14 protein-coding genes are annotated in these 11,566 nt (G+C 64.6%); 6 read left to right on the top strand and 8 right to left on the bottom strand.

Annotated features, from left to right (window positions below):
- Positions 1-508 (top strand): Lrp/AsnC family transcriptional regulator (locus tag CN311_RS29620; protein ID WP_133117288.1); only part of this gene is annotated, 508 nt, incomplete at its 5' end.
- 69 nt (positions 509-577) lie between these two features.
- Here the strand turns inward: CN311_RS29620 and CN311_RS29625 are convergent.
- From CN311_RS29625 to CN311_RS29650, 6 genes are read right to left on the bottom strand one after another with little or no spacing between them, the layout of a single operon-like run.
- A complete protein-coding gene (locus tag CN311_RS29625) occupies positions 578-1,837 on the bottom strand; it encodes an ABC transporter substrate-binding protein (protein ID WP_097577155.1) in 1,260 nt (419 codons plus the stop codon).
- A 48-nt stretch (positions 1,838-1,885) separates the two neighbouring features.
- Positions 1,886-2,314 (bottom strand): DUF4440 domain-containing protein, encoded by a 429-nt coding sequence (locus CN311_RS29630; RefSeq protein WP_097577156.1) that lies wholly within the window; start codon positions 2,312-2,314, stop codon positions 1,886-1,888.
- Positions 2,311-3,366, bottom strand: coding sequence for an aldo/keto reductase (locus CN311_RS29635; protein ID WP_097577157.1), 1,056 nt, complete (start codon positions 3,364-3,366; stop codon positions 2,311-2,313). Before CN311_RS29635 ends, CN311_RS29630 begins: the two co-directional genes overlap by 4 nt.
- Positions 3,363-3,722, bottom strand: coding sequence for a TIGR04076 family protein (locus CN311_RS29640; RefSeq protein ID WP_097577158.1), 360 nt, complete (start codon positions 3,720-3,722; stop codon positions 3,363-3,365). Before CN311_RS29640 ends, CN311_RS29635 begins: the two co-directional genes overlap by 4 nt.
- Positions 3,723-4,211 (bottom strand): DUF3830 family protein, encoded by a 489-nt coding sequence (locus tag CN311_RS29645; RefSeq protein ID WP_097577159.1) that lies wholly within the window; start codon positions 4,209-4,211, stop codon positions 3,723-3,725.
- A complete protein-coding gene (locus CN311_RS29650; RefSeq protein ID WP_097577166.1) occupies positions 4,208-4,936 on the bottom strand; it encodes a GntR family transcriptional regulator in 729 nt (242 codons plus the stop codon). Before CN311_RS29650 ends, CN311_RS29645 begins: the two co-directional genes overlap by 4 nt.
- A 136-nt stretch (positions 4,937-5,072) precedes the next feature.
- Between CN311_RS29650 and CN311_RS29655 the strand changes: the two genes are divergently transcribed.
- Genes CN311_RS29655 through CN311_RS29675 form a run of 5 tightly spaced genes read left to right on the top strand, consistent with a single transcriptional unit; the run spans position 5,073 to position 9,793 of the window.
- Entirely contained in the window at positions 5,073-5,873 is an 801-nt protein-coding gene (locus CN311_RS29655; RefSeq protein WP_097577160.1) for an ABC transporter ATP-binding protein, read from the top strand.
- On the top strand, positions 5,870-6,619 hold the full coding sequence (locus CN311_RS29660; RefSeq protein WP_097577161.1) for an ABC transporter ATP-binding protein: 750 nt from the start codon (positions 5,870-5,872) through the stop codon (positions 6,617-6,619). The genes CN311_RS29655 and CN311_RS29660 overlap by 4 nt, the downstream gene beginning before the upstream one ends.
- On the top strand, positions 6,616-7,524 hold the full coding sequence (locus tag CN311_RS29665; protein WP_097577162.1) for a branched-chain amino acid ABC transporter permease: 909 nt from the start codon (positions 6,616-6,618) through the stop codon (positions 7,522-7,524). Before CN311_RS29660 ends, CN311_RS29665 begins: the two co-directional genes overlap by 4 nt.
- Positions 7,521-8,504, top strand: coding sequence for a branched-chain amino acid ABC transporter permease (locus tag CN311_RS29670; RefSeq protein ID WP_165779894.1), 984 nt, complete (start codon positions 7,521-7,523; stop codon positions 8,502-8,504). Before CN311_RS29665 ends, CN311_RS29670 begins: the two co-directional genes overlap by 4 nt.
- Positions 8,501-9,793 (top strand): NAD(P)/FAD-dependent oxidoreductase, encoded by a 1,293-nt coding sequence (locus tag CN311_RS29675; RefSeq protein ID WP_097577164.1) that lies wholly within the window; start codon positions 8,501-8,503, stop codon positions 9,791-9,793. Before CN311_RS29670 ends, CN311_RS29675 begins: the two co-directional genes overlap by 4 nt.
- Positions 9,794-9,818: 25 nt before the next feature.
- Here CN311_RS29675 and CN311_RS29680 read toward each other — a convergent pair whose 3' ends face one another.
- On the bottom strand, positions 9,819-10,649 hold the full coding sequence (locus tag CN311_RS29680) for a GNAT family N-acetyltransferase (RefSeq protein WP_097577165.1): 831 nt from the start codon (positions 10,647-10,649) through the stop codon (positions 9,819-9,821).
- A 60-nt stretch (positions 10,650-10,709) separates the two neighbouring features.
- A partial coding sequence (locus CN311_RS29685) for a hypothetical protein (protein ID WP_097577167.1) occupies positions 10,710-11,566 on the bottom strand: 857 nt, incomplete at its 5' end.

Here is an 11,566-nt window from a genome sequence, read left to right on the forward strand (position 1 = left end):
CAGGCCAACCGTCCGCGATCTCGACGCGACCGACCGAAGGATATTAGGCGTCCTGGTCGACGACGCGACGATCAGCTATGCCGATCTCGGCGACCGGGTCGGCCTTTCGCCGCCGGCAGCCCATGAACGGGTGAAGCGGCTTCGGCGCAGCGGCGCCATCCGCAACACCGCAGCGATCATCGATCCCAAGGCGGTGAAGAAGCCACTGCTTGCCTTCGTGCACATCGACACCAAGGGCTGGGGAAAGACGCCGGAACTGATGGCGATTTCAGAACACCCGGAAGTCGAGGAGATCCATTCGGTGGCCGGCGACACCTGCATGCTGATCAAGGTCCGCACCGAGGACACAAGGGCGCTCGAAGGCCTGCTGTCACGTCTCTATGAAACGCCGGGCGTCACCTCGACGCGAAGCTATGTGGTGCTGTCGACCTATCTGGAGCGGCCGGTGCAGCCCGGCATCACGACGGAGTGGCCAACGCCCCGGCACATGGCCAAGCCGCTATACTAGCTGGAGCGCGCGCAGGTAACTGTCCGGCATCAACCCCAATGAAGGGGATTGATGCCGGACAAGAGCCGCTTACTGAAGCTTCGCCTGGAGGGCGTTAACGTCGTCCGTGGTCATTTCGCCGTCGGTCGTCACCTTGCCGTCGACGATCTTCCAGAGCCGGAACGGACCGGTGATGTCGCCGTACTTGTCGAAGGCGACAGGACCGATGACACCTTCGTAGCGGATCGGCTTGCCATCCTTGATCAGGCCAAGCGCCTTGGCGAATTCGTCCTTGCCGGCAAAGATCGGCGTGCCGGCCGGGTCGACGGCCTTGTACATCGCGTCCTTGATCTTGGCCGGATCCTCGGAGCCGGCAATGGCGATGGCCAGGCCGACGATGGCGCCGGCATCATAGGAGCGGTCGGCTGCCGGGTTGGTCGGTTCGATGCCGGAAAATTCCTTGTAGTTCTTGGTGAAATACTCGGTCGATGCGGTCGGGCTGGTGCCAGAAGAGGTGCCATAGGCATCCTTCAGATAGTCGGCGCCGACGGATTCGATGAAGTCCGGGCTGTTCATGCCGTCATTGAGCAGGAATTTCTGCACGCCGCCCTGCGAAATCCAGGCGCGGGCGATGGTGGCGCCATCGACAGGCGTGCTGACGAGATAGAGCCCGTCCGGCTCGCCGGCCATGGCCGCGGTGACTTCCGACGCATAGCTCGACTGCTTTTCATTGTAGGGCGTGTCGGAGACGATGGTGCCGCCCAGCGCCTTATAGGCGCGCGAGAATTCCGCCACCATGTTGACGCCGAAGTCGTTGTTGACGTGGATGACCGAGAGCTTCTTGAAGCCCTTGTCGATGGCATATTTGGCGGCCGCGACGCCCTGCAGCGCATCCGAGGTGATGGTGCGGAAGAAGATGCCGTTGGTCTTGCCGTCGCGTCCGAGCGCCGTCAGCGTCGGCGACGAGGAAGCCGGCGATACCTGGACGATCTTGGCCGGCGCGGTGACCGAGGTCAGGATCGGGATCGACACCGAGGAGATGATGCCGCCGATGATCACCGGCACCTTCTTGACCTGCACCAGCTGGGTCGCGGCGTCGACCGCGATGTTGCCCTGGCTCTGGCTGTCACGGGTGTCGGTGGCGAGATCGCAGCCTCGCACGCCGCCGGCTTCATTGATGTCGCGGAAGGCCATCTCGACCGACTTGGCGCCGGCCTGGCCGTATTCACCGGCCGGGCCGGTCAGTTCCATGACGAGACCGACAGTGATCTTGCAATCGGCGGCCTGCGCAGCACCGGCTGCGGTCAGCAAAGCCAGCGCGGTGGTGATTTGAAGTATCGTCCTTGTCATTGTTGTTCCCCTTTCGTTAAACGACTCTCATTCACGTCTTGAGCCTGTTCAGCCTTCCGGCACCTGCAGCCAGGTTTCATGCAGATGTCGCCATTCGACGCCGTTGGGCGCCGACGAACTGGTGGTGAAAACGGCACTCGAGCGACGGCGACTGTGCTTGCCGGCGCGTTTCTGTGCCTCGATGTAGCAGACGACGATCGTGTCGCTAGTCTGCCAGCCGGCTCGGATATCCTCGATCGAGATGGCGAAGTCGCCGTCACAGGTGGCGCGGCTTGAACGGACGTGGTGGAGCACCGCATCGCGATCGAGGATCTGGCCGCTCGGCGCGACCATGCGAAAGCCTTCGCCCATCACACGCTCGAAGCGGTCGAAATCCGCTCTGTCGGCACGCGCCTCGACGAACCAGTCGACGAAGAAGCGGTGGAGATCGACGACCTCGGCGCTCGCACGTGAAAACAGGGAGGGCTCTCCACTCATATCCGGCCCGCATTCAGATTGTAGTGCATGATCGAGCCGTGGCGGCCGTGGCGGTCGCGCTCCAGCGTGTAGACATCGCCCAGTGGCCCGCGGCTTTGCGCGATCACGGCAGCGATCCGCGCCCGGTCCCCGGCCTCGAGCGTGACGTCCATGATCCTGGCATTGGCAAGGGCGTGCGCCTGGTTGCGGGCGCCGACGATGACGGCCGCCACTTGCGGCTGCTCCAGCACCCAGGCACTGGCGATGGTGGCGATGTCGACGCCGTGGCGGTCGCCGACCGCCTTCAGCGCCCCGAGCAATTGCTGGAAGAGATCCCAGCCGCCGAAATCGTCGATGATCAGCTTGTATTTGACCAGCGACCGGTTTTCGAGCGGCGTTTGCGGCTCGGCGACGCCAAGCCATTTGTCGCTGAGGAAGCCGCCCGCCACCGAACCATAGCAGAGGAAACTGATGCCATTCCGTTCGGCCAGCGCTGCAAGGTTGTTCGCCGGCCGCTGGTCGAGCACCGAATATTGCAGCTGCTGGCTGACCAGCGGAACGCCTGCGGCCAGGATCTCGGCGAGGCGCGGCGTATCGAAATTGGTGGTGCCGACATTGCGCACCTTGCCTTCCAGGCGAAGCTCGTTGAGCCAGCCCATCGCATCGACATAGCGGGGCAGCGCATAATCCCACCAGTGGAACTGCACGAGATCGAGCCGCTCGGTCTTCAGCCGCCGCAGCGACTGGTCGACGATGCCTCTGACATAGTCGCGGCTGATGTTTGAAAGCCGTTCGAGGTCGGGCACCAGCTTGGTGTGCACTTTCATCCGCGCGGCGGCGTCAAGACCGCGCTCGTTGGCCAGCCGCAGCCGAGCCAAGCCGATCAGCTCTTCGACGCCGGTGTAGATATCGGCGCAGTCATAAGTCCTGATGCCGGCGTCGAAGGTGGCGACCAGGTCGGCCACCGCCTGTTGGCGGTCGATCGCGCCATGGCCGCCGGCAAGCTGCCAGCCGCCGCGAATGACGCGCGAGATGGTGTAGCCGGGGCTGAGTTCGAAGGCCTTGGCGGTCATCTCTGATCGTTCTCCTTCGGCAACGGTACCGCCGTGGTTTCCGCATGGCTGAACCGCCGCTTGCCGGTCCTGACGATCCGCAGCCGACTGGCGCAATTGGGATCGGGACAGGCGATCTCGGCGTCCGACGTCATCCAGTCGTTCTTGTGGGTTGGGCGCTGCTTGGCCGCCAGAAGCGGCAAGACGGCTGATAAAGAATAGATCGAAAAGCCCTGCCCCGCCGGCATCGACAGCATCTCACCCTTGAGCTCGAAATAGTCGCCTGCCTTGGCGCCGCAATAGATCGGCTTGCCCTCGGGGATCACGGCCTCGACGCGAAGATCGAAGAGTTCGAAACTGTCGTCGCTGTCAGCCATTCAAATCTCCACCCGCGTGAAGGTGATATCGCAGGCGCCGTTGCGGCGGATCACGCCGCAGGCGGCGGCGAACTGGTCGCGCTCCTCGGGGCGCACCTGAGCGACCACGCTGCCGGCAAGCCAGCCGATCGGGAACAGCAGGCGCGCACCCGGCCCGTAGTACAGGCCGATGTCGAAGATCGCATCGGGATTGCCGCCCCACATGCGCGGCGGCACATAGGACAGGACGATATCGCCCGGCTGCGGCGTCAGCGTCGCGTTCTCCGCCGGCAGTGGTTTAGCATAGGCCTGGCCATCCAGATGCGCTGATGGAACCGGACAGGAAATCTCAGGCCCGGTCCACATCGCATGGATGCCGGCAACGACGCGCGGCTCACCGAGATAGGCCAGCAGGAAGGCAGTGTTGTCGGGCGCCTTTTCCGGCAACAGCAGCGCCGTCACGGAAAGGTTGGAGCGCGGCTCGGTGATCCCTATGGCAGGCCTGGTCATGTCGGGTCTTTCGCCGATTGGAGCTTGTCGCGCAGGAAGGCGAAGGGCCGGCTGATGTCGGCCACCAGCGCCTCGCGCGCGGCTTGCGCATCCTGCTTGGCAAGCGCTGCGACAATGCTGCGGTGATAATGGGCGGTATCGACCTCGCCGGCATCGGAAAAGGCGTAGATGGCGACACGGATGCAGGGTCCGGATTGCAGCCAGAGGCTCTCGATCATCGGGATCAGCACGGCGGAACCGCAGCAGCGGTAGATCTCGAAATGGAAGCTCTGGTTGAGCGTCGCCTCGCGATCGATGTCCTTCTTGTGCTTCAGCGCCCGCATCTCGTCCCATTCGGCAAGCATGGCTTCGACCGCAGCGATCTGGCGCGGGGTCATGCGCGTGGCGGCCAGCGCGATCGCTTCGCCCTCGATGAGGGAGCGGGCGCGCAGAAGATCGTCGATACGCTCCAGCGTGATCGGCGGCACGCGCACGGAGCGGTTGGGAAGCGCCTCCAGCGCCTTTTCGGTGATCAGACGTCCGAGTGCCTCGCGCACCGGCATGGTGGAGGTGACCAGCGCATCGGCGAGGCCACGGATGGTAAGCACCTGGCTCGGCTCGAAAAGGCCGCCGATCAAGGCCCGGCGCAGCTCCGAATAGACGCGATCCTGCACGGTCTCGCGGCCGACCGGCGTAAGCTGGGCGGCGATCACCTCATAGTTCTTTTCGATGGCAGCCTTCTGCATGACATTCCCGGTCGTGGCCGTTTGGCCTGTTTTCGGCTTGCGGAAGAAATTAAAGCCGAATAGCGTGATCAAAGCAAGTGTGATCACAAATCAAAAACCAGAAGGCGGCGACGATCGCTTTCGGCCAGAGGGATTGATGAGCGACACGACTGAACGGCAGGAGGAGAAAATCCGCGCGCCGGTTCTGACGGCCAGAAATGTCGTCAGGCGCTTCGGCGGCCTCGTCGCGGTCAACGATGTCTCGTTCGACGTCCGGCCGGGTGAAATACTCGGTCTCATCGGCCCGAACGGCGCCGGCAAGACGACGATGTTCGATCTGCTGGCCGGCAGTATCCTGCCTTCCGGCGGCGAGATCCTGCTCAACGGCACGCCGGTGTCGGGGGAAGCTGCGCACCGCCGCATCGGCCGTGGCCTCGGCCGCACCTTCCAGATTCCACGGCCACTGCCCAATCTGACCCTGATCGAGAACGTCATGCTGGCCGCGCAGGGGCAGGCCGGAGAAAGGCTGCTCGCCAATTTCCTGACGCCCCGGCGCGTCGCCGCCGAGGAGCGGGCTGCCCAGACGAGGGCCATCGAATTGCTCGAGCTCGTCGCGCTTGCCCACCTTGCGCATGAACCGGCGCGCGTGCTTTCCGGTGGTCAGCGCAAGCTGCTCGAACTCGCCCGGGTCATGATGGCCGATCCGGCGATCATCCTGCTCGATGAGCCGGCAGCCGGCGTCAATGCAAGCCTGCTCGAAGTCATCATCGACCGCATCCGCGACATCAACGCGCGCGGCATCACCTTCCTGCTGATCGAGCACAATATCGACATGGTGACGCGGCTCTGCCACCGCGTGCTGGTCATGGCGAGCGGCCAGCTCTTGTGCGAAGGCACCGCCGACCAGGTGGCGCGCGATCCGCGAGTCATCGAGGCCTATCTCGGAGGCGCGGCATGAGCCAGACCGTTCTCGATGTCCGCGACCTCGAAGCCGGCTACGAGCCCGGCGTGCCGATCGTGCGCGGCGCCTCGATGACCGTCGACAGGGGCGAGATCGTCGTCGTGCTCGGCCCTAATGGTGCCGGCAAGTCGAGTCTGATCAAGGCCATCGCCGGCCTTGTCCCGATCACCGGAGGCACGGTGCTGCTGGATGGCAAGGACATCACCGCGGCGCCCGCCCACACGATGGTTCGGCTCGGCCTTGCCTTCGTGCCGCAGACCGAAAACATTTTCCCGTTGATGTCGGTAGAGGACAATCTGAAAGTCGCCTGCGGCATCCTGAAACCGCGCGAGACCCCTGCCCGCATCGAGGAGATGTATGCGGCGTTCCCCGATCTCGCCCGCCAGCGGAAGACCGTTGCCGGCAACCTGTCGGGCGGACAGCGGCAGATGCTAGCCGTCGCCCGGGCCTTGATCGTCCACCCCAAGGTGCTGGTGCTCGACGAGCCGTCGGCGGGCCTGTCACCGAAATTCGTGTCGATGGTGTTCGAGATGCTGGCCGGCATCCGCAAATCCGGCGTCACCGTTCTGCTGGTCGAACAGAACGCCAAGGCCGCGCTTGCCATCGGCGATCGCGCCTATGTGCTGGTCGAGGGCAAGGACCGGCACGAGGGCGCCGCCTCCGAGCTCTGGAACGATCCGATCGTCGCCGAACTCTATCTCGGCCAACGCCGCCAACAGCCGGGCAAAGGAGGCGGGGCATGAGCTTGCAATTTGTCGTCGACGGACTGCTGGCGGGTTCGATGATCGGCCTCGGCGCCATCGGCGTGACGCTCACCTATTCGATCCTGCGCTTCTCGAACTTCGCCCATGGCGACTTCATGGCCTGGGGCGCCTATGCGACGCTCGCCGTCGTCGGCGCCATCGGCGCGATGTTCGGCAAGGTAGCACCCATTGCTCCGCTCTCCTTCGGCTGGCCGCTGATCGCCGCGCTCTTCATCGGCATGGCGATCACCGGCCTGCTGGCCTTGCTGCTCGACCTGGTGCTGTTCGCGCGGCTGCGGGCCAAGGGCCAGGCGATCATCGTGGTGATGGCGAGCTTCGGCGCCTCGATGGCGCTGAGAAGCCTGCTCGAATTCATCTTCACCTCGCGCCCGACCTATTTCAGCCGGGCGATCCAGATCGCCATGCCGGTCGGCTTCGGCATTCGCATCACACCCGACCAGATCGCCTTGCTGCTGCTGACCGCCGTTCTCGTGCTCGGCGTGCATCTGTTGATGACGCGCACCCAGACCGGCCGCTCGATGCAGGCATTGAGCCAGAACGCGGCATTGGCCCGCATTGTCGGCATCGACGTCGCCAAGGTCGTGCGCGTCACCTGGATCATCGGTGGGGCGCTGGCCTGCGTTGCCGGCGTCATGATCGGCATTCTCATACAGATCCGCCCGTTCATGGGATTCGACATGCTGCTGCCGATGTTCGCGGCAGCCATCCTCGGCGGCATCGGCAGCGTGCCGGGCGCCGTTCTCGGCGGTCTGATCATCGGCATGGCCGAAGCCGGCGCCGTGCAGCTGATCGGCGCCGAATGGCGTGCAGCCGTCTCCTTCATCATCCTGATGGCGGTGCTGTTCGTGCGACCTGTCGGCCTTTTCGGAGTGAGGGAACGCTGATGGACCTGCTCGGCTATGGCGCTTTCTTCCTGACCACCGCGCTGATCTTTTCGCTCGTCACGCTCGGCCTCAATCTGCAATGGGGGTTGACCGGGCTTTTCAATGTCGGGCTTGCCGGTTTCGTCGCCATCGGCGCCTACGCGTCGGCGCTGCTGACCACGCCCGATGATGCCGCGCGGCTGGGCGGTTTCGGTCTGCCGATCCTTGTCGGCTGGCTCGGCGCCATGCTGGTGGGCGGCGTCGCCGCCGCCATCACCGGCATCGCCACGCTGCGCCTCAGATCGGATTATCTGGCGATCACCACCTTCGGCGTCGCCGTCGTCGTGCAACTGGTGGCGCTCAACGCCCAGAAACTGACCGGCGGCCCGTTCGGCATCGGCTTTATTCCGCGTCCCTTCGGCGGCCTTGCCGAAACGCCGTTGCTGTTCAACCTGTCGAACCTTGCCGTCGTCTCAGTGGTGACGCTCATCGTCTATCTGGCGCTGGAGCATCTGTCGCGCAGCCCGTGGGGGCGCGTCCTGAAGGCGCTGCGCGAGGATGAGCGAGCCGCGATATCCCTAGGCAAGAGCGCGCGTTTCTATCGCGTCCAGGCCTTCGCCGTCGGCGGCGCCATCATGGCGCTGGCCGGCGCGCTGCAGGCACATTTCACCGGCTTCATCGCGCCCGACAATTATCTGCCGATCCTGACCTTCCAGGTCTGGGTGATGCTGATCGTTGGCGGCTCGGGCAGCAACGCCGGCGCCGTCATCGGCAGTGTGCTGGTCTGGGCGATATGGGCCGGATCGGGGACCTTGACCAGCGTCCTGTTCTCGCCCGAACAGCAGGCACGTGCCGCCGCGCTGCAGATCGTGGCGATCGGCGTGATGCTCTGCGTCATCCTCCTGGTCAGGCCGAATGGCCTCTTCGGCGACAGGCCGCGACGCGCAAGGTTCGGCAAGGGTGCGAAAGTAGCTCCAGGCGAGAGTGGAACAGGGTCATGAACAAAGGGAGCCGGCAGGAATCCCTCTGGCACGCGGTCGGCCGCAATCGCCGCGACCGGCCCGCCCTCGAGGGCGCACTCGATGTCGATCTGGCCATTATCGGTGGCGGATTTTCGGGCCTTTCAACCGCGCTGCACACCGCCGAAAAAGGCCGCTCGGTCGCCGTTCTCGAAGCGGAAATCATCGCCTGGGGCGCAACCGGCAGGAATGCCGGCTTCGTGGTGCCGAATTTCGCAAAAAGGGACCCAGACGACATCCTTGCCCAGCTCGGGCCGGAACGCGGCGAACGCCTGGTCGATTTCGCGACCGGCAGTGCCGATCTCGTCTTCGGCCTGATCAAGCGGCATGGCATCGAATGCGATGCAGTCCAGAATGGATGGATACAACCAGCCCATTCGCAGGCCGCATTGGAAAAGACCAGGTCGCGCGCCGAACAATGGGCAAAGCGCGGAAAACCGACTGCTGCACTGGACAGGCAGGCGATCGAGGAGCTGACCGGCGTGCGCGGCTATCCTGGCGGCTGGATGGACCGCTCGGGCGGCGTCCTCAATCCGGTCGAATATGCGCGCGGCCTCGCCGATGCGGCGGAAAACGCCGGCGCGCGCATCCTCGAGCAGACGCGGGTTACATCGATCGATCGCATCGGGGATGGCTGGGCCTTGAAGACGGCTTCGGGTTCGGTGCGTGCCGGAAAGGTTCTTATTGCCACCAATGCCTATGGCGGACCGTTGTTTCAGACGCTGCAGCGAACCTACTTCCCGCTGAAGATCTTCCAGATTGCCACAGCGCCGCTGCCGCGTGAAATACGCACCCGCCTGCTTCCCGGCGGGCAAGGCGTCGGCGACACCAGGCGCAATCTTTTCACCTTCCGCTTCGATGCCGAAAACAGACTGATCACCGGTGGCATGCATATTGTTGACCCCGGCGCCGACACACGCGTGCCGCAGGCGATCTGGCGACGGCTGGCAAGACATCTCGATCTCCCGCAAATCCCGCCGCTTGAATTTAGCTGGTCGGGAATGGCTGCCGTCGAGCCCGATTTCCTGCCTCGCCTCGTCGATCTCGGGCCTGGCCTGATCGCGGGCTTTGCCTGCAACGGGCGTGGGATCGCCATGACCACGGCCATGGGCAAGGTGCTCGCGGATTGGGCTGGTGGAGCGAAGCCCCGGGATTTGCCGCTGCCTTTTGGGCCGCCGTCGCCGATCCCGTTCCACGGGCTGATGCGGCATGCGCCAAACATGCTGCTCCCTCTAAGCATGCTGCGCGACCGGCTGGACGAGGCAGGCTAGCTGGCGCTTAGTCGACTTCCACTTCTCAACCAAGCTCCAGGGTGGTTATCGCAAAGACCCCGGACTGCATCACCCGCGGCGCTTTTCCCCGGTACATTCGAGCCGTTTCGAAGCCCGGCCGCAGGCCCACCGACGACAGCCACGCTGCAAAATCCCCGCTGGTTTCGGGAACGTCGAGATGGATATTTCCGGGGCCGCAGATACTGGCGAGCGCTGAGAGGAGACGGCTTGCCGCATCCAGCCCATCGGCATAGAGCGGGCCGATCTTGCAGCCGTCCCGGCATCGGCGCGCGACGCCATAGCCTTCGATCGCGCCCTCGCTAACGATCGCAAGCGCCATGTGTGGCGGGCGCAGCCAGTGTTCCAGGAACGACCGCCTCGGGCCGGGAAAGAACCGGCGATCATAGGCCAGTATGTCGGGCTCCGGCGCTATGGGGCGAACGCCACTGCCGGTACCTCCCAGGCCATCGAGAGGCCCGGAGAACCGTATCGTCCGGTAGAGCGGCGCAAAACCCATGCCGCGGTAATTGGCCTGCTGTTCGGCAACGCCGTCCAGCCCGATCGTGCGGTTGCCGAGCCGCGCCATGCCGGCGTCCCAGACCGCCTTGCCATGGCCCTCGCCGCGCCTGTCCGGGCGACAGATATAGAGGCCGATGAAACCGAAATCGTCGCCATAGGCGACGGCGGAAATGCCGGCTACCATCTTGCCATCAACAAAGGCGCCGATGAAGCCTTCGGGATCTGCCGCCTGGAAAATCCTGGCATCGCCGAGGCCCGGATTCCAACCTTCGGCCGCCGCCCAGTCGACAAGGGTTTCCACTTCGTCAGGTGCTAGCGTGCGGATCGTTCTGAGCATCGGGACCACTCGGCGGCGAGAGTATCGGAGGCAAATGAGGCTTGGCGCAGATCGATTTGCTCAAACAGGCAGCGCGCCGCCGATCCAGTCCAGACGCGCGGCGGGAACAAGGCCGTAATTGTAGAAGTTGATGCCGTCGACATCGGGCGCCAGCGCCGGCTTGACCTTGGCCGCAAGGATGTCGGGGGCTGCCATTTCCGGATAGAAGAGCCGGTAGCCGGCGCCGAGGAATTTTTCCGATCCGAGCGTGGCACGGCCGGCCGCCATCAGGCTTGCGACATCGCCGGCCTGCATGTCGTAGGCACACAGGATCGCTCCGTCGCAGACCTTGCCGAGCGCCGCCAGATCGCAGCCGCCGAGCCAGCCGTCTTTCAGGTCGATGATGACGACCTTCGTTGCGGGATGGGCCACCTCGCGCAGCTCGGCGACGAGGCTGGTTACCGGCTCGAAGCGCCAGATGAGATAGGCATGGAGTTCCGGCCACGGCAGAAACGCGTCGAGGCCGCTGGCGGGAAAATCGGGAAAGCGCCGTTCGGGCACCGCGCGTTCGCAGGTCTCGACGATCCATTGGCCGACGCGCTTGCGGGCCGCCTCGCCATCGATGCCGGCGCCGGCCGCACGGGCGAGGCAGGACGGGCAAAAACACAGCGACAGCAAAAAGTCGTCTTCCGGCGTCAGTCCGACGCCATCCTTCTCGTGGTGGTACTCATGGGCAAAGCCCATGAAGGACGGGCTTTCGAGCTCGATCCGATCCGGCCTGTAGCTGTGCGTGACGTCGGCGACCAGCGCGCGGACATAGGCGCGCGCATCCGGATGCGACGGACAGAGATTGTAGTAGTTGGCATCGCCGAAGGCGTTGCGGGTGACCGCCTGCGGATGCAGCATGCCAAGACGCGTGTTGTGTAGGCAGACCGTCC

This window comes from Mesorhizobium sanjuanii (genome assembly GCF_002529485.1).
Classification (GTDB): domain Bacteria; phylum Pseudomonadota; class Alphaproteobacteria; order Rhizobiales; family Rhizobiaceae; genus Mesorhizobium; species Mesorhizobium sanjuanii.